This is a genomic window from Pseudomonas sp. TH43 (assembly GCF_016650635.1).
GTDB lineage: Bacteria > Pseudomonadota > Gammaproteobacteria > Pseudomonadales > Pseudomonadaceae > Aquipseudomonas.
This window is the reverse complement of the sequence record NZ_JAEKFI010000001.1, coordinates 112,900-131,807: the sequence shown is the minus strand read 5'-3', so window position 1 is coordinate 131,807 and position 18,908 is coordinate 112,900. Positions and strand designations below refer to the sequence as shown.

The following is an 18,908-nucleotide window of genomic DNA, read 5'->3' as shown; positions in this document are numbered from 1 at the left end:
CGATTGAAGCCGATGCCAGTCAGTTCGCGCTGACTGGCATTTTTGTACGCGGGTTTTGAGACCGAGGTGATGCATGCGCGGGCAAGCCTTGCTCCTGCAAAAACCGCGATGCCCCAATGCCCCAATGCCGCAATGCCGCAATGCCACAACGCCGCAAACTCTGTAGGAGCCGAGCTTGCTCGCGAAGAGGCCCGATCAGACACCACCCATGTCAGACCGAAAGCAGCTCATCTATATGCCGATATTCGGCCTCCAGCCCCTCCGCCAACTCCCTCGCCCGCCCCAACCGAATCGGCCCCCGCTCGATATCGATCAACAGCCCCGGACACTCCAGCACCGGCAGCCCCGACCAGGCTTTCAAGCGCCCGTCCGTCACCACCAGCAAACGTTGCTGCTCGGCGGGCAAGCGTTTGCGCCGCGCCGTCAGCCATTGCTGTGCCTGCGCCAGCGCCGCCACTAACGGCGTGCCACCGCCCGCGCCCAAGGCATCGAGCCATGCGCGTAAACCACTGGAAGCCTTCAGGCCCTGCACCTGCCACTTCGGCGCGGTGCCGCTGGCCGTCAACAGCGCCAACCGCGCGCGCTGTCGGTAAGCGTCATCGAACAATTGCGCGAGCAGGCCTTTGGCATCACTCAATGCCTGATGGCGACGCGTGGAGGCCGAAGCATCGACGACCACCAGCCACAGTTCATGCGGGCTGCGCGTACGCCATTGCAACAGCAGGTCGGCGCGGGTTTGCGGGCGGCCATTGAGCAGCGTTCCCGGCCAGTTCACCGTGCCGCTGCGAGCGGCATGGCGTTTGCCTTGGCGGCCGTTATCCAGGCGTCCGGCGCGGGGTCTGGCATTCGCCCCCGCAGCGGATCGGGGGCGAATGCCTAAGGCTTTTTTGCTGGCCAGCTCGGCACTTCACGCCGCGCGCCCGTGGCGATTGACGGTGCCGGCAGGTCGCCCCACTGGCCCTGCCCTTCGCTTGGCGTGGTTTGCGTATTACTCGGTGATTGCGCCGGTTGTTGCGGGCTGGACGAAGGCTGTTCACGGCGGCGATGGCGCAAGGCAAATTCGGCCACAGCATCGATATCCTCTTCGCCAATCGCGTCAGCACCACGCCACGCAGCGTGCGCCCGCGCGGCGCGCAGCCACACCAGGTCAGCACGCAAACCATCGACGCCGGCAGCGAAACAACGCTCGGTGATCTGCGCCAACGCCGCATCGTCCAGCGCAATGTCGTTCAACTTACGGCGAGCGCCTTCGCAACGCTCACGCAGGGCTTGCTGCTGCGTTTCCCATTGCGCACAGAACGCTTGCGGGTCGCTGTCGAAATCCAGCCGCCGGCGAATGATCTGGCCACGATCGGCGGGTGCAGTGTGGCCGCTGAGGGCGACATTCAGACCGAAACGATCGAGCAATTGCGGGCGCAACTCGCCCTCTTCCGGGTTCATCGTGCCGATCAGCACGAACTTCGCCGAATGGCGGTGGGAAATGCCGTCACGCTCGATCAGGTTGGTGCCGCTGGCGGCGACATCCAGCAGCAGATCGACCAAGTGATCGGGCAGCAGATTGACTTCGTCGACGTAGAGCACGCCGCCGTCGGCCTTGGCCAGCACACCGGGGGAAAACTGCGCACGCCCGGCGCTCAGGGCCGCGTCGAGGTCGAGGGTGCCGACCAAGCGTTCTTCGGTGGCGCCCAACGGCAAGGTGACGAACTGGCCGCTGGCGAGCACGTCGGCCAAGCCCCGCGCCAACGTCGATTTGGCCATGCCGCGTGGGCCTTCGATGAGTACGCCGCCGATTTTCGGGTCGATGGCGGTGAGGCACAGGGCGAGTTTCAAGTCATCGGCGCCGACCACGGCGGAGAGCGGGAAATGTGGGGTGTCGGTCATTTGGGTTTTCTCTTTCGTGGTCTCTGGTGTGCCTGGGTGTTGTGGGGTGACCGTTGGGGTGGCCCTCACCCTAGCCCTCTCCCGGGGGAGAGGGCACCTAACGAGGTGTTCTCTGCAATTTCGCCGACCTGAGGTACCGAGTTGAATTCAAGTCTTGAAGCCAAGATAAATCGCCCCCCTCTCCCTCCGCGAAGGCTGGGGCTACATATCTTCCTCTATATCCAGCAGCAGATTCTCCAGCGCTTCTTTGTAAGCCCCCGGTTCCTGCCACATGCCCCGCTGTTGAGCTTCGAGCATGCGCTCAGTCATGTCGCGCAGTGCATGCGGGTTATGCTCGCGGACGAAATCCCGAGTCGCCGGGTCAAGCAAGTAAGCATCGGCCAGCAACGCGTACTGATGGTCGTCGATCAATTGCGTGGTCGCATCAAACGCGAACAGGTTGTCGACGGTCGCGGCCATCTCGAACGCGCCTTTATAGCCGTGGCGTTTGACCCCGTCGATCCATTTCGGATTGGCCGCCCGTGAACGGATTACCCGGTTCAGCTCTTCTTTCAACGTGCGAATCTTCGGCAGATCCGGCTGGCTGTGATCGCCGTGATAACTGGCCGCTGCTTCGCCGCGCAGGGTTTCCACGGCCGCGAGCATGCCGCCCTGGAACTGGTAGTAGTCGTTGGAATCGAGCAAGTCGTGTTCGCGATTATCCTGATTCTGCAGCACCGCTTGCACCTGGCTGAGGCGTTGGACGAATTGCTCGCGCGCGGCCGTACCCTCGTCGGCGCCGCCATAGGCGTAAGCGCCCCAGTTCAGATAAACCTCGGCGAGGTCCTCGCGGGACTGCCACAAACGGCCATCGATGGCGCCCTGCACGCCTGCTCCGTAGGCACCGGGTTTGGCACCGAAAATCCGCCAACCGGCCTGACGTCGCGCGGTTTCTTCATCGAGGCCCGATTGCAGCAAGGCTTCGCGTTCGGCGCGCACTTTCGCGGCCAATGGATTGAGATCGTCGGGCTCATCGAGCGCAGCAACTGCTTGCACGGCAGCATCGAACAGGCGAATCAGGTTGGCAAAGGCATCACGGAAAAATCCTGAGACTCGCAGCGTGACATCGACACGCGGACGATCCAACAGGCTCAGCGGCAAAATCTCGAAATCGTCGACACGCTGACTGCCCGTGGCCCAGACAGGACGCACGCCCATCAGTGCCATGGCCTGGGCGATGTCGTCACCGCCGGTACGCATGGTCGCGGTGCCCCACACCGATAAACCGAGCTGACGCAAATGATCACCATGATCCTGCATATGCCGCTCGAGAATCAGCGTCGCTGACTGGAAACCGATGCGCCACGCGGTGGTGGTCGGCAGGTTGCGCACATCCACCGAATAGAAGTTACGTCCGGTCGGCAATACGTCGAGACGACCCCGGCTGGGCGCGCCACTCGGGCCGGCCGGGACGAAACGCCCGCTCAAGGCATCGAGCAAGCCGCGCATTTCGGCGGGGCCGCAGGCGTCGAGGCGTGGGGCGACGACTTCGCGCAGAGACTGGATGATCAGATTTACATCAGCCCACCCCGGCCCCTGTAGGAGCGAGCCTGCTCGCGAAAGCGGTGGGTCAGGTAAATGGGTAGCGGCTGACAGGACGCCTTCGCGAGCAGGCTCGCTCCCACACGGGGTTTGTAGTGTTTGGGAAATCAGGGTCGTGGCAAACAGTTCGAGGCGTTCGCGGGTGTCGCCGGCGGTGCGCCAAGACTCGTTGCTTTGTGATTGCAGCGCTTCGGGGCGTGGGCCTGTCCATGGATCAGCCAGCGCACAGTCGAGTGGATCGAAGCCGAGCGCGAAGGCTTTGGCTAGCGCTCGCAGCAGGCTCGATTGCGCGCCTTTGCCATCGCCCCGTGGAATGCGCAGCAACGCCAGCAAGGTATCGATGCGCAAACGCCCGGTCGGCGATTCACCGAAAATGTGCAAGCCATCGCGGATCTGCGACTCCTTCAGATCACACAGATACGTATCGAGCCGCGGCAGCCAGATCGCCGCATCGGCGTCGCTGTCGAGCGCCGCGTCGAGCTGCAGTTCTCGGTCGATCTGCGTGTCACGCACCAACTGCAGAATGTCCTTCTGTAACTCGCGGGCGCGGCGTGGATCGAGCAACTGCGCTTCGTAATACTCGTCAGCCAGCAGCTCCAGATTGCGCAACGGGCCATAGGTTTCGGCGCGGGTCAGCGGCGGCATCAAGTGGTCGATGATCACCGCTTGCGTGCGCCGTTTGGCCTGAGCGCCCTCGCCCGGGTCGTTGACGATAAATGGATAGATATTCGGTAACGGCCCGAGCAGCGCATCCGGCCAGCAGTTTTCCGAGAGCCCGACGCCCTTGCCCGGCAACCATTCCAGATTGCCGTGCTTGCCGACGTGAATCACGCCGTGGGCGCTGTAGGTGTTGCGCAACCAGAAGTAGAACGCCAGATAAGCGTGCGGAGGCACCAAATCCGGGTCGTGATAGACCGCGCTCGGGTCAACCTGATAACCGCGCGCCGGTTGAATGCCGACGAAGGTCAGGCCAAAGCGCAAACCGGCGATCATCATCCGCCCGTCGCGGCACATCGGGTCGCTTTGCGGTGGCCCCCAACGCTCGACCACCGCCGCGCGATTGGCCTCGGGCAGTTCATTGAACATCGTCAGGTAAGCGTCCATCGCCAGGCTTTGCTGGCAGGGACGCAGGTCAATGGTGTCAAGATCGTTGCTGACGCCACCGAGCAATTGCTGGATCAACTCGGTGCCGCTGCTCGGCAGTTCTGCCGTGATCGGATAACCCTCAACCTGCAATGCGCGCAGGATGTTCAGCGCCGCCGCTGGCGTATCGAGGCCGACACCGTTGCCGATACGCCCATCGCGAGTCGGGTAGTTGGCGAGGATCAGCGCAATACGTTTCTCGGCATTCGGTACCCGCGCCAGATCGATCCAGCGCCGCGCCAGTTCGGCGACGAAATCCATGCGCTCGGGTTGCGCCCGATAGCAGACCACATCGGACTGACTGCGCTCGCTGCGCCAGGCCAGATCCTTGAAGCTGATCGGCCGGCTGATGATCCGCCCGTCGAGTTCCGGCAGCGCAATGTGCATCGCCAGATCCCGAGGGCCGAGGCCTTGCTCGCTGTCGCGCCAACCGGGTTCGTTGTCCTGGGCACAGATCGCTTGAATGACCGGAATATTGCGGCGAAACGGCCGCAGGTGTGGCGCTTCGGGGCTCGATTGGGCGAACCCGGTGGTGTTGAGAATCACCCCCGCCTCGACTTCGTCCAGCCAATCCTCGACCACCGAGAGGCAGCCGGGCTCTTTCAGACTGGCCACCGCGACGGGCAGCGGGTTAAGTCCCGCCGCCTGCAAGCGCTGGCAGAAAACATCAATAAACGCGGTGTTCGCCGCTTGCAGGTGCGAGCGGTAAAACAACACCGCCGCGACCGGTTGCTCGGGCAGCCAATCGGCTTGCCAGTCACTCAGTGCGGCGGCGGTTTTGTTCGGGTGATAAATCGCGGTGCGCGGCAAGGCTTGCGGCTCGCCCCAGACGTAATCGCGAGCGAGCCAACGGCTGGCGAGGCAGCGGAAAAAATCCAGCGCATTGCCCATGCCGCCCTGACGCAAGAACTGCCACAGCCGATCACGATCTTCGGCGCCAACGGTGCTCAAGTCACTGAGTTCCGGGTCGGGGCGATCATCGCCCGGCACCAGAATCACCTGCACGCCGCGCTCGGCCAGCTCGATCAAACGTTCGACGCCATAGCGCCAATAAGCGATGCCGCCGTGCAGCGAAATCAGAATGACTTTGGCGTGGCGCAGCACTTCATCGACGTACAGATCGACCGAGGCGTGATTCTGCACCTGCATGGGATTAGCCAGACGCAGGCTCGGATAATCCTCGGGCAATTGCTGCGCGGCTTCGGCGAGCAGCGCCAGGCTGGAGTCGCCGCTGCACAGGATCACCAACTCGGCGGGGGTTTGGCCAAGGTCGGCAATGTTGTCATCCGAAACGAAACCGCCGGGCTGGGTCCTGAGCAGGTGCATGGCTTAAACGCTGAGCGCGGCGCGCAGTTGCGCTTCGAGTTGCGCGGCGTCGAGCTCCTGACCGATCAACACCAGACGCGTGACGCGCGCCTCATCGGCGCCCCACTGACGGTCGAAATGCTTGTCGAAACGCGTGCCCACGCCCTGAATCAACAGGCGCATCGGTTTGTTCGGGATCGCGGCAAAACCTTTGACACGGAGGATGCCGTGCTTGACCACCAATTGCGTCAGCGCGTCGAGCAGCAAGCTTTCGTCGGCCTGTGGCAGTTCGATGGAGATCGAATCGAAGGCGTCGTGATCATGGTCATCGTGATCGTCATCGCCTTCACCGTGGTGATGATCGTGATGGCTGTGGCGACTGTCGATGTGTTCTTCCGAACCGGCGCCGAGGCCGATCAACACGTCCAGCGGCACGCGACCGTTGCTCGCTTCGATGATTTTCACCGCAGGCGGCAGTTCTTCGGCGACTTCGAGGCGTACGCGAGCGAGGTCTTCCGGGCTGGTCTGGTCGGCCTTGTTGAGGATCACCAGGTCGGCGCTGGCCAGTTGGTCGGCGAACAGCTCGTGCAGTGGCGATTCGTGGTCGAGGTTCGGGTCCAGTTTGCGCTGGGCGTCGACCTGATCCGGGAACGCGGCGAAGGTGCCCGCGGCCACGGCCGGGCTGTCGACCACAGTGATCACTGCGTCGACGGTGCAGGCGCTGCGGATTTCCGGCCACTGGAACGCTTGCACCAGTGGTTTTGGCAGGGCCAGGCCCGAGGTTTCGATGAGGATATGGTCAAGGTCGCCGCGACGGGCAACCAGTTCGCGCATTACCGGGAAGAACTCTTCCTGGACGGTGCAGCACAGGCAGCCGTTGGCCAGTTCGTAGACGCGACCGGTGGCTTCTTCTTCGGTGCAGCCGATGGTGCATTGCTTGAGGATTTCACCGTCGATGCCCAGTTCGCCAAATTCGTTGACGATCACCGCGATGCGACGGCCCTGAGCGTTGTCGAGCATGTGGCGCAACAGTGTGGTTTTGCCCGAGCCGAGGAAGCCGGTGACGATGGTGACGGGGAGTTTGGCCAGTGTTTTCATCGGTATGCCCTTTGGCAAGCGGCGGGCATACGGGACGAGAACCGGCAACGCGCGTGCGCGCCGGAAGCGTTCGCCACCGGATCACCCCGCCCGGTTGTAGTGAGAATCTGTGACGAGGCAGGTCTCCTGGCTGACGGCGTTCAGGGCTTGGGCCTGGCATTCGTTGCGCCTTCCCGCTGGCTCATCGATTGAGCTGGCAGTGGCGTGGCAACGAACATCACCGTTCACAGTTGCGGGGGCAGCCGCGGCATTGACCGCGTTCCCTTCTTAGCTTCGGCATCGGCCGAAGAACCTCGAATGCGCAAGGCTACGCATCGGGTGGTGACCGGTCAATGTTTGGATTGGGGGCATATCCGTTGCTGCGGGAGCTGCCGCTGGCGGTTTCGCTCTTACAGCGACTCACTTTTCCAAACGCCGAAAAGTAAGCAAAAGGCTTTGCCCCTGGCGTACGGCACTTCGCTGAGGCTCAGTGTTCCCTCGCTACGGTGTCCATCCGGGGGCATCGCCTACGGTTTGCTGCGCTGCACCTCCTCTCGATGTGTTTGGCTTCGCCAAACGGCGCTGCGCGCCTAACCCCCCGATGAACACCTCCGCTCGGCCTGCCGAAGGGGCAAAAAATCAAAAGCAAAGCCAGAGCCAGAGCCAGAGCAGATCAAAAGATCGCAGCCTTCAGCAGCTCATACAGGGAATGGGTACACCTGCCAGAGCTTGGTCGGCTGTCAGGCCGCCATCGCTGGCAAGCCAGCTCCCACAGGGGTCGAGTACAACCGGCAGAAACAGGTCGGCTGTCAGGCCGCATTCGGGAGCAAGCCCCTCCCACAATTTGAGCCAGGCCCACCCGCCAGAGACTGGTCGGCTGTCAGGCCGCCATCGCTGCCAAAAAAAACGAGTACACCCCCAAACGCGGCGCATGCCGCCCCACTCAACACAATGAGCGTTAGCTCGAGTACCGCTCTTGATCTAGAAGGCCCGTCGGCAGGCTGAGTGGAGGGATTGATCCGGGGGTGGTAGCGCAGCGACCGTTTGGCGCAGCCAAATGCATCGAGAGGAGGTGCAGCGCAGCAAACCGTAGGCGATGCGCCCGGATCGATCCCGCAGCGAAGGAACCCGAGCCACAGCGAGGGCCGTACGTCAGGGTAAAGCCTTTTGGGTTACCTTTTCGGCGTTTGGAAAAGGTGACTCGCCGTCAGGGCGAAACCCTAAGCAGTCGTTACCGCAGCAACGGATCTGCCCCCCCCCAATTGACTCAAATCCCCCCTCATGCTCTCCTACACAACTTGTTACGGGTGCCCTTCACAGGGTGAAACGGGAAACCGGTGAATCATGTGCTTTACTCAAGCCCATGTCAGTCCGGTGCTGCCCCCGCAACGGTAAGCGAGCGAAGCGTCAGATCCACTGTGCCAACAAGGCATGGGAAGGTGATGCTTGCAGGTCGGCCAGACGCCAACCCCTCGTGAGCCCGGAGACCGGCCCGCAACACACAGCCCGCACTTTGTGCGGCCTGAACATAACAAACCCGCGGTGGGCGGGCGCTGTTCGAACCTCTGCGAGCCAGACCCGCAGGGGTTTTCATGCGCTCGATTCACCCGCTGACACTCCAGAGGGAAGCGCCATGTCGATCATCAGCAGCACCGGCAGCAACACGGACAAAATCACCAGCACCGCCACACTGAGCCAATGCCTTGGCGCTGCCATCTTCGCGTCGATCCTCGGCGCCAGTCTGGTCTACTTCGCCGGTTTCTCGCACATCGAAGCGGTGCACAACGCCGCCCACGATACCCGCCACAGCGCCGCGTTCCCGTGCCACTGAGACCTGTCGACATGATCAAGCGAATTGCGCAAACCGCAGGTTTCACCGGCCTGTTGGCCGCCCTGCTCCTCACGCTGCTGCAAAGTTTCTGGGTCTCGCCGCTGATTCTGCAGGCCGAGACCTTCGAGAAATCCGAACCCGTGGCTGAAGTTCACGAACACGCCGCCGGCGCCGCTGCGCACACTCATGATGCCGAAGCCTGGGAGCCGGAAAACGGCTGGCAGCGCGTGGTTTCGACCACGGGCGGCAATCTGGTGGTGGCCGTTGGTTTCGCCCTGATGCTCGCGGGTCTCTACACCCTGCGCGCACCGACCAAAACCTCGCAAGGTCTGCTCTGGGGCCTGGCCGGTTACGCGACTTTCGTTCTGGCGCCGACTCTGGGCCTGCCGCCGGAATTGCCGGGCACCGCTGCCGCTGATCTGGCGTCGCGACAGATGTGGTGGATCGGCACGGCCGCCTCAACCGCTGTCGGCCTGTCGTTGATTGCGTTCAGCCGTCACTGGCTGATGAAAATCCTCGGCGTGGCGATTCTTGCCGTCCCGCATGTGATCGGCGCACCGCAGCCGGAAGTGCATTCGATGCTCGCTCCAGAAGCATTGGAAGCTCAGTTCAAAATCGCTTCGCAGTTGACCAACGTGGCGTTCTGGCTGGCCTTGGGCCTGATCAGCGCCTGGTTGTTCCGCCGCAAAAGCGACGGTCAATACCACGCATGACCAATGACAGCACAGCGCCGACCTTTGTGGTCGGCCTGGGCTGCCAGCGCGGCTGCCCCGCCAGCACGTTGCGCGCGTTACTCGACCAGGCTTTGCAGGCGCACCGCATCGAGCTGGAAGCGGTCAAGGCTTTGGCCAGTATCGACCTGAAGCGCGATGAGCCCGGTTTGCAGGAACTCGCCACGCAACTGGCCCTGCCCTTGCTGTACTTCAGCAGCGAAGAATTGGCCAGTTACCAGCAACGACTCAGCCATCATTCGCAAATCGCTTTCGAGCGCACCGGTTGTTATGGCGTTGCCGAGAGTGCTGCACTGGCACTCGCTGAACAGATGATCCAGGCACCGGCAAAACTGCTGATTTCCCGGCAAAAATACGCTCAAGCGACCTTGGCATTGGCCGGCGCTGCATAAAACCCCGATAATCCCCGCCATTGATCATGAGCAATCTTCATCTGAAGCATTGCCCTGCCCCGTTTTTCACAGGATTTCTTGATGACCGTCTACTTCATCGGCGCCGGCCCCGGCGACCCGGAATTGATCACTGTCAAAGGTCAACGGCTCATCCGCAGTTGCCCGGTGATCATCTATGCAGGCTCGCTGGTGCCTGCGGCGGTACTGGACGGTCATCAGGCTGAAACCGTGGTCAACAGCGCTGAATTGCATCTGGAACAGATCATCGAACTGATCAAAACCGCGCACGCCAAAGGCCAGCATGTGGCAAGGGTACATTCAGGGGATCCGAGTCTGTATGGCGCAATTGGCGAGCAGATTCGTTACTTGCGCGAGCTGAATATTCCGTTCGAAATCATCCCCGGCGTAACAGCCACAGCGGCGTGCGCTGCGTTGTTGGGTGCTGAACTGACCCTGCCGGACGTCTCGCAAAGCGTGATTCTGACCCGTTATGCAGACAAGACCCCGATGCCAGCGGGTGAGGAATTGGGCAACTTGGCCCAGCATGGCGCGACCATGGCGATTCATCTGGGGGTCAACCATCTGCAGAAGATTCTGGCGGAGCTGCTGCCGCATTACGGCGCGGACTGCCCGATCGCGGTGATTCACCGGGCGACGTGGCCGGATCAGGATTGGGTGGTCGGGACGCTGGAAGATATTGCCGAGAAGGTTGAGGCCAAGGGCTTTCGGCGGACGGCGTTGATACTGGTGGGACGAGTGCTGGGGAGTGAGGTTTTCAGTGAGTCATCGCTGTATCGCGCCGGGCATGCACACCTCTACAGACCCTGAAAATCGCTATACACAATCCCCTCGCCACAAAATAGGCAGCCACACATAAATCGCAGGCGTAAAAAAACGGCACTCACGGGGTGCCGTTTTTCTTGTCCGCAGCGAACACCACTTAGTAGTAGGCGTTTTCTTTCTGCGTGTGGTCGGTCACGTCGCGAACACCCTTCAACTCGGGAATGCGCTCGAGCAAGGTGCGCTCGATGCCTTCCTTCAGGGTCACGTCGGCCTGGCCGCAGCCTTGGCAACCGCCACCGAATTGCAGAACGGCGATGCCGTCTTCAACCACATCGATCAGGCTGACCTGACCGCCGTGGCTGGCCAGCCCCGGGTTGATTTCGGTTTGCAGGTAGTAGTTGATGCGCTCGTTGACCGGGCTGTCGGCGTTGACCATCGGCACTTTGGCGTTGGGCGCCTTGATGGTCAGTTGGCCGCCCATGCGGTCGGTCGCGTAGTCGACAACGGCGTCGTCAAGAAAGGCTTCGCTGAAGTGATCGATATACGCGGTGAAGCTTTTCAGCCCCAGCGCGGTGTCTTCAGGTTTTTCTTCGCCCGGCTTGCAGTAGGCAATGCAGGTTTCGGCGTACTGGGTGCCAGGCTGGGTGATGAAGACGCGGATGCCGATGCCTGGGGTGTTCTGCTTGGAGAGCAGATCGGCCAGGTAATCGTGGGCGGCGTCGGTAATGGTAATAGCGGTCATGGAAACTCCTCGCAGGCTTGGGCGCAGTTTACGCCAATCGTTGCGCCGGACAAAGTCCTAGTATTTTTGTCGGGAAAGATTCTCGTCAGGCTCGCCGTCGATCCGAGCCTTGAGCCAACGGTAGCTGCGTTTTTCCACCCATTCGTAGCTCAGCCATGAACCGCCTGCGATCGCCAATGCGCACGCGACAAACATCAGATACGGGTTGATGCCATAGCGCCGTGCAAGAAAACCGCCCGTCGACAACACCAGCACGTGCATCAGGTACACCGAGTAGGAGCAATCACCGAGCAACTTGAGCAACCGACTGCGCTCGACGTAACGCTCCAGCGCCATGCACGACATCACCAGCACCGCACTCGGTACGCCCCAATTGAGCAGCCTCGGCGCCGGCGCCAAGTGATAAATCGTCAACAATGCCGCGACGATGCCCGCCAGGGGCAGCCATAGACCGGCGCCGATCCAGCCCCGACGATGGAGCATGCCGATGCCGATCCCCAGCAGAAACTCATAAACGATGTCCGAGCGATAGAACTCGCTGATCCAGCCAAACCCTGTCCACGCCTGACTCACGGCAAACAGCAGCGCCGCGACCACCAGCAGGCGCACCTGCAAACGAAACAGCAGGGCCCAGGCAAATAGCACGTAGAAGAGCATTTCGTAATTGAGCGTCCAGCCGACATTCAGCGTCGGGTAAATCCCGTAGCCGCCGGGGTTTTCAGTCGGGATAAACAGCAAGGACAGCAGCAGATGGTTCCAATCCACCGTCTGATCCGGCAACAACGGTTGGGCAAACACTACCAGCAACGCCATCAGCACGGTGTACAGCCAATACGCCGGGACGATGCGAAACAATCGGTACAACAGAAACCGCGCCGGCGGCAGCGGTTTATTCTCGGTGGAAAGGAAAATCACCAGGCCACTGATGACGAAAAAGATATCCACGCCCACCGCACCTTTGTCGATGAACAACTGGCCGATCGGCCCACGTGCTTCGAAATTGAAGAAAATCTGCATGAAGTGATGGCAGACCACTGTCCACGCGGCCAGCGCACGCAGGGCCTGCACTGAAATCAACATCGCGCGCTCCCGTCACAGTTCCTGAAATACCACTAAACCCTGTGGGAGCGGGCTTGCCCGCGATGGCGGAGTGTCAGGCCGCATAAATGTTGAATGGGCCGCCCTCATCGCTGGCAAGCCAGCTCCCACAGGGAATGTGGGTCTAGTCAGAATTGGGACAGCAGAACGCTCTTAAATGATCAAAGATTCTCGTAGCGGTTCATGTCCAGCACGCCCTCTTCCACCGGGTCGGTTTCGTGCAGGTACTGGCTCAGATCGTGGAAATACAACCAGAACTGCGGATGGCTGCGGCGGATCCCCCAGCGTTCGACGATTTTCTCGAACTGAGGCTGATCCTTGGCGCTTTCCATGGCATCGACAAATGCCGGCACCTGATCGGCCGGGATGTTGAAGATGAAATTCGGATAACTGCTTAGCACGCCCGGATAGATAGTCAACGTGTCCAGCCCCGGTTGATAGCGCAGCGACTCCCCCGTCAAAAACGCCACGTTGCTGTGCGCGCGATTGCGCAGCAGGCTGTAGACCTCGCGTTTGCCGCTGGCCGTTTCAATGCGCAGCATGGTTGCTTCCGGCAACTGGTCGATCACCTTCAAACCGGCAGCGGGCCGTGCTGTAAGGCGGCTCAACGCCTGTTCGGCATTTTGCAACGCCGGGTCGATATTCGGCCGTGAGCAATAGGCATTGTCGCAACGGTTGATCGGATCGGGACGCGCATTCAGATCGCCGTAACGCGCCAGCAACTGCATGGCGAAATCGTATTTCGGATCTTTTTCGTCGAGTTTCAGCGCGGTCGGTTTGTCGTCATCAATGGCCTCGTAATCCAGCCACATCTTGAACTGGCCGCTGCTCTGGTACCAATCGTCGAGGTAGTCCTCGCGCGAATCGGCCGGCATCAGGCGCAGGAAGTTCTGCTCGGCGCCGTTGCGGATCAGGTCGAAATACAGGCGAGTCTGCGCCTGATGGGAGACGTTGCCGAACACGTCGAAGTTGACCGCCAACTGGTAATAGGTGCGTTCAAGCAAGGGATAGTCGAACAACCACATCGTCTGCGGCACTTCGCCGATCAGGCCCTTGGTCACCGAAGCACTGTCGAAGTGGCGGAAGATGCTCAGCAGCGCGTTGTCGTTGCCGGCCCACAGCGTCGACCAGCTCGGCGCTGGTTGATCGGCGTAACTGTCGCGGCGCAGGGCCTCGTATTCATTACGCTTGTCGCGGTAGTTGTGCCACAGGGTCAACACGCTGCCGACATCATCGTTCTGCCCCGGCATCGCCAGTAACGGCGTGGCCTGGCCGCGATAGTTCGGGTCGGTGATGTACAGGTCGTGATCCGGGGCCTGGAACAGCGCCCAGAAGTTGTCGCGAATCACGTCGGTCGCGATCTGGCCACGGCACACCGGGCCGCGAATGAAGGTGCGGACGAAATATTCGGCGTTATCGAGCATGAACTGGTAACGCGCCTGCGCCGGAATGGCCTCGAACGTAGCAAACGGGTTGGCGCGGCTGTTCGGCCCGTAACCCGGCAACGCGTTGACCTGCCAGTTACCGCTGTAGAACAGGCTTTTGACCCGCGCCATTTTCGCCGCGCTCAGCGGATAAGTGATGTGGGTTTTATGCACGATCACCCCTTGCACCGGCCACAAGCGGTAGTACACCTGTGTGCCCGGATCATCGTTGGGGCGGCGAGTAGCGATCAGGTCGATGGATTGACCGGTCGGCGTGCGCGAACGCACCCATTGGAAGAAATGCCCCGGCTCGCCATCCTTGAAATAGATGTGCGCGAGGAACAGGTGCTCGTAGAGCCAACGGCCGACCAGACTCTGGCGAGCGCCAGGACTGTTGAGCAGGTTTTCCCACTGGACGATTTGCAGCGCCTCTTGTGCGCTCGGCGCCAAACCCTGTTCGTCAATCGGCGCACCGGAAGCGAGCCAGCGCTGCAAGGTCTGGTATTGCTGATCGGTCAGGCCGGTCACGGCCAGCGGCATGCCTTCCTTCGGATGAGCACCGGCGTAGCCGTCAAACTCGGCGGGCATCGCGCATTGATTCGCGCGATTCAAACCCAGAACGATTTCTTCAGGCAGTTTGGCATTCGGCTGCAACGGGGTTCTATGGCCCAGCTCCAGCATCCGTGCCATCAACGCCGCCTGGCTGCCCTGCGCGTCGAGTACGGAATAGAAGTCCTTTTGCTGCCAGGCGCGTTTGCCGAAGGCGTCGTAAAACAGTCGGGTGGTCGGCGCCGCTTGCGTGCGTTCGCCGTCGTAGACCGGCATCTTGCTGGCGCCACGGGCCGCGCCTTCGCCGCTGCCAAGGTTGAGCTGGCAGGCAGAGTCGTAGCACGCATGGCAGGCCACACACTTCTCGGTGAAGATCGGCTGGATATCACGGGTGTAGGAAATCAGGGGCTCTTGCGCAACGGCGCCCCAGCTTAAAAACAGCAAAACAATGCTGATGACGCGGTACGACATGTGCCTGATCCCGACCCTGAAGAAAAACGCCGCGATTCTACAGTATGACGCTCGTACCAACATGAACGATATTCATGCAAAACCTCCACATGCTCTAAAACCGCACAGGTTTGTTATGATCCCGCTCCTTCGTAATGGTCTTTCCGAGTAGTCCAAATGTCCGATCGCAGCGTCCGTCTTCAAGCTCTCAAGCAAGCCCTCAAAGAGCGCATCCTGATACTCGACGGCGGCATGGGCACGATGATCCAGAGCTACAAGCTCGAAGAGCAGGATTATCGCGGCAAACGCTTCGCGGACTGGCCGAGTGACGTCAAGGGCAACAACGACCTGTTGGTGATCACCCGTCCGGACGTGATTGGCGGTATCGAGAAAGCCTACCTGGATGCCGGTGCCGACATCCTCGAAACCAACACCTTCAACGCCACACGCATTTCCATGGCCGACTACGGCATGGAAGAGCTGGCCTACGAGTTAAACGTAGAAGGCGCACGCCTGGCGCGCAAGGTGGCTGACGCCAAGACCGCCGAGAACCCGGACAAGCCGCGCTTTGTTGCCGGCGTGCTCGGCCCGACCAGCCGCACGTGCTCGCTGTCGCCAGACGTCAACAACCCGGGCTATCGCAACGTCACCTTTGATGAGCTGGTGGAGAACTACACCGAAGCCACCAAAGGCCTGATCGAGGGCGGCGCCGACCTGATCCTGATCGAAACCATCTTCGACACCCTCAATGCCAAAGCGGCCATTTTTGCCGTGCAAGGTGTGTTCGAAGAGCTGCACATCGAACTGCCGATCATGATTTCCGGGACCATCACCGACGCCTCCGGCCGTACCTTGTCGGGCCAGACCACCGAAGCGTTCTGGAACTCGGTGGCGCACGCCAAGCCAATTTCGGTCGGCCTCAACTGCGCGCTCGGCGCCAGTGAATTGCGTCCGTACCTGGAAGAGCTGTCGAACAAGGCCAGCACCCACGTTTCCGCGCACCCGAATGCCGGCCTGCCGAACGAATTCGGCGAGTACGACGAACTGCCATCGGAAACCGCCAAGGTCATCGAAGAATTCGCCCAGAGCGGTTTCTTGAACATCGTCGGCGGCTGCTGCGGCACCACGCCGGGCCACATCGAGGCCATCGCCAAAGCCGTCGCCGGTTACGCGCCGCGTCAGATTCCGGACATTCCCAAGGCGTGCCGCCTGTCGGGCCTGGAACCATTCACCATCGATCGCAGCTCGCTGTTCGTCAACGTCGGCGAGCGCACCAACATCACCGGTTCCGCCAAGTTCGCCCGTCTGATCCGTGAAGACAACTACACCGAAGCGCTGGAAGTCGCCCTGCAACAGGTCGAGGCCGGTGCGCAGGTGATTGACATCAACATGGATGAAGGGATGCTCGATTCGAAGAAGGCCATGGTGACCTTCCTCAATCTGATCGCCGGTGAGCCGGATATCTCCCGTGTACCGATCATGATTGACTCGTCGAAATGGGAAGTCATCGAAGCCGGCCTCAAGTGCATTCAGGGCAAGGGCATCGTCAACTCGATCAGCATGAAAGAAGGCGTCGAGCAGTTCATCCATCACGCCAAACTGTGCAAGCGCTATGGTGCTGCGGTGGTGGTGATGGCGTTCGACGAAGCCGGCCAGGCCGACACCGAAGCGCGCAAGAAAGAAATCTGCAAACGCTCCTACGACATTCTGGTCAACGAAGTCGGCTTCCCGCCGGAAGACATTATTTTCGACCCGAACATCTTCGCCGTCGCCACCGGCATCGAAGAACACAACAACTACGCTGTGGACTTCATCAATGCCTGCGCCTACATCCGCGATGAACTGCCGTACGCGCTGACCTCCGGCGGCGTATCCAACGTGTCGTTCTCGTTCCGTGGCAACAACCCGGTGCGTGAAGCGATCCACTCGGTGTTCCTGCTGTATGCGATCCGTGCGGGCCTGACCATGGGCATCGTCAACGCCGGTCAGCTGGAGATCTACGACCAGATCCCGGTCGAACTGCGCGACGCCGTCGAAGACGTGGTGCTCAACCGCACGCCAAACGGCACCGACGCCCTCCTCGCCATCGCCGACAAGTACAAGGGCGACGGCAGCGTCAAGGAAGCCGAGACCGAAGAGTGGCGCAGCTGGGGGGTCAACAAGCGTCTGGAGCATGCGCTGGTCAAAGGCATCACCACACACATCGTTGAAGACACCGAAGAATCGCGTCAGTCCTTCGCCCGCCCGATCGAAGTGATCGAAGGCCCGCTGATGTCCGGCATGAACATCGTTGGCGACCTGTTCGGCGCCGGCAAAATGTTCCTGCCACAGGTGGTGAAATCCGCCCGTGTGATGAAGCAGGCCGTGGCGCACTTGATCCCGTTCATCGAACTGGAAAAAGGCGACAAGCCGGAAGCCAAGGGCAAGATCCTCATGGCCACGGTGAAAGGTGACGTACACGACATCGGCAAGAACATCGTTGGCGTGGTGCTGGGCTGCAACGGCTACGACATCGTCGACCTCGGCGTGATGGTGCCGGCAGAGAAAATCCTGCAAGTGGCCAAAGAGCAGAAGTGCGACATCATCGGCCTGTCTGGCCTGATCACGCCTTCGCTGGATGAAATGGTTCACGTCGCCCGTGAAATGCAGCGTCAGGATTTCCACCTGCCGTTGATGATCGGAGGCGCGACCACCTCCAAAGCGCACACCGCCGTGAAGATCGAACCGAAGTACAGCAACGACGCGGTGGTCTACGTGACCGACGCCTCGCGTGCGGTCGGCGTGGCAACCCAGTTGCTGTCGAAAGAGTTGAAGGCCGGTTTCGTCGAGAAAACCCGACTGGAATACGTCGACGTGCGTGAGCGCACCGCCAACCGCAGCGCGCGTACCGAACGGTTGAGCTACGCAGCGGCCATCGCCAAGAAACCACAGTTCGACTGGGCGACTTACGCGCCAGTCAAACCGACTTTCACCGGCAGCAAGGTCCTCGACAACATCGACCTCAAGGTCTTGGCCGAATACATCGACTGGACGCCGTTCTTTATTTCCTGGGACCTGGCCGGCAAATTCCCGCGCATCCTCGAAGACGAAGTGGTCGGTGAAGCCGCCACCTCGCTGTACAAGGATGCGCAGGAAATGCTCGCCAAACTGATCGACGAGAAGTTGATCAGCGCCCGCGCCGTGTTCGGTTTCTGGCCGGCCAATCAAGTACATGACGACGACATCGAGCTGTACGGCGATGATGGCCAGCCATTGGCCAAGCTGCATCACCTGCGCCAGCAGATCATCAAGACCGACGGCAAACCGAACTTTTCGCTGGCCGATTTCGTCGCGCCGAAAGACAGTGAAGTCACCGACTACGTCGGTGGTTTCATCACCACCGCCGGCATCGGCGCCGAAGAAGTTGCCAAGGCCTATCAGGACGCTGGCGACGACTACAACTCGATCATGGTCAAAGCCCTGGCCGACCGCTTGGCCGAAGCCTGTGCCGAATGGCTGCACCAGCAGGTACGTAAAGAACACTGGGGATATGCCAAGGACGAGACCCTCGACAACGAGGCGCTGATCAAAGAGCAATACAGCGGCATCCGCCCTGCTCCGGGTTACCCGGCGTGCCCGGATCACACCGAGAAAGCGGCGCTGTTCGCCCTCCTTGATCCTGAAGCGGAAGAAATGCGCGCCGGCCGCAGCGGTGTGTTCCTCACCGAGCACTACGCGATGTTCCCGGCCGCCGCGGTCAGCGGCTGGTATTTTGCGCATCCGCAGGCGCAGTACTTCGCCGTGGGCAAGATCGACAAGGATCAGGTCGCCAGCTACACCTCGCGTAAAGGTCAGGAATTGAGCGTGACCGAGCGCTGGCTCGCGCCGAACCTGGGTTACGACAACTGATCCTTTGAACCTACCTCGGTAGACCGTTTGGCT

12 protein-coding genes and 2 riboswitches are annotated in these 18,908 nt (G+C 61.0%); of the genes, 5 read left to right on the top strand and 7 right to left on the bottom strand.

Features of this window, described 5'->3' with window-relative positions; genetic code table 11:
- Window positions 1–211: 211 nt before the first annotated feature.
- The 4 genes from JFT81_RS00470 to cobW all read right to left on the bottom strand — a co-directional run bounded on the left by JFT81_RS00470 (window position 212) and on the right by cobW (window position 7,008).
- On the bottom strand, window positions 212–874 hold the full coding sequence (locus JFT81_RS00470) for a VWA domain-containing protein (protein ID WP_347340480.1): 663 nt from the start codon (window positions 872–874) through the stop codon (window positions 212–214).
- A 2-nt stretch (window positions 875–876) separates the two neighbouring features.
- Complete coding sequence (locus JFT81_RS00465; RefSeq protein WP_201225428.1) at window positions 877–1,881, bottom strand: AAA family ATPase; 1,005 nt, start codon at window positions 1,879–1,881, stop codon at window positions 877–879.
- A gap of 201 nt (window positions 1,882–2,082) precedes the next feature.
- Window positions 2,083–5,931: a cobaltochelatase subunit CobN gene (cobN, locus tag JFT81_RS00460; protein ID WP_201225426.1), complete on the bottom strand. Its 3,849-nt coding sequence runs from the start codon at window positions 5,929–5,931 to the stop codon at window positions 2,083–2,085.
- 3 nt (window positions 5,932–5,934) lie between these two features.
- The gene (cobW, locus tag JFT81_RS00455; protein ID WP_242485532.1) at window positions 5,935–7,008 is read right to left on the bottom strand and encodes a cobalamin biosynthesis protein CobW; all 1,074 of its coding nucleotides are present in this window, start codon (window positions 7,006–7,008) and stop codon (window positions 5,935–5,937) included.
- 98 nt (window positions 7,009–7,106) lie between these two features.
- Window positions 7,107–7,319: riboswitch (cobalamin riboswitch) on the bottom strand.
- Window positions 7,320–8,275: 956 nt separating this feature from the next.
- Window positions 8,276–8,498, top strand: a riboswitch (cobalamin riboswitch).
- Between the two features lie 122 nt (window positions 8,499–8,620).
- On the opposite strand from cobW, the gene JFT81_RS00450 reads away from it, so the two are divergent.
- The 4 genes from JFT81_RS00450 to cobM all read left to right on the top strand — a co-directional run bounded on the left by JFT81_RS00450 (window position 8,621) and on the right by cobM (window position 10,769).
- The gene (locus JFT81_RS00450; RefSeq protein WP_201225422.1) at window positions 8,621–8,818 is read left to right on the top strand and encodes a CbtB domain-containing protein; all 198 of its coding nucleotides are present in this window, start codon (window positions 8,621–8,623) and stop codon (window positions 8,816–8,818) included.
- An 11-nt stretch (window positions 8,819–8,829) separates the two neighbouring features.
- On the top strand, window positions 8,830–9,531 hold the full coding sequence (locus JFT81_RS00445; RefSeq protein ID WP_201225420.1) for a CbtA family protein: 702 nt from the start codon (window positions 8,830–8,832) through the stop codon (window positions 9,529–9,531).
- The gene (locus JFT81_RS00440; protein WP_201225418.1) at window positions 9,528–9,941 is read left to right on the top strand and encodes a cobalamin biosynthesis protein; all 414 of its coding nucleotides are present in this window, start codon (window positions 9,528–9,530) and stop codon (window positions 9,939–9,941) included. Before JFT81_RS00445 ends, JFT81_RS00440 begins: the two co-directional genes overlap by 4 nt.
- Before the next feature lie 81 nt (window positions 9,942–10,022).
- A complete protein-coding gene (gene cobM, locus JFT81_RS00435; RefSeq protein ID WP_201225416.1) occupies window positions 10,023–10,769 on the top strand; it encodes a precorrin-4 C(11)-methyltransferase in 747 nt (248 codons plus the stop codon).
- Window positions 10,770–10,881: 112 nt separating this feature from the next.
- On the opposite strand, the gene nfuA is transcribed toward cobM, so the two are convergent.
- From nfuA to JFT81_RS00420, 3 genes are all read right to left on the bottom strand, one after another.
- Window positions 10,882–11,466, bottom strand: coding sequence for a Fe-S biogenesis protein NfuA (gene nfuA / locus JFT81_RS00430; RefSeq protein WP_007912592.1), 585 nt, complete (start codon window positions 11,464–11,466; stop codon window positions 10,882–10,884).
- A 57-nt stretch (window positions 11,467–11,523) separates the two neighbouring features.
- Window positions 11,524–12,546: an acyltransferase gene (locus tag JFT81_RS00425; protein WP_201225414.1), complete on the bottom strand. Its 1,023-nt coding sequence runs from the start codon at window positions 12,544–12,546 to the stop codon at window positions 11,524–11,526.
- 179 nt (window positions 12,547–12,725) lie between these two features.
- Window positions 12,726–15,008: a fatty acid cis/trans isomerase gene (locus JFT81_RS00420; RefSeq protein WP_201225412.1), complete on the bottom strand. Its 2,283-nt coding sequence runs from the start codon at window positions 15,006–15,008 to the stop codon at window positions 12,726–12,728.
- A gap of 156 nt (window positions 15,009–15,164) precedes the next feature.
- Here JFT81_RS00420 and metH point away from each other — a divergent pair, with 156 nt between their 5' ends.
- The gene (metH, locus tag JFT81_RS00415) at window positions 15,165–18,875 is read left to right on the top strand and encodes a methionine synthase (protein WP_201225410.1); all 3,711 of its coding nucleotides are present in this window, start codon (window positions 15,165–15,167) and stop codon (window positions 18,873–18,875) included.
- Window positions 18,876–18,908 lie beyond the last annotated feature (33 nt).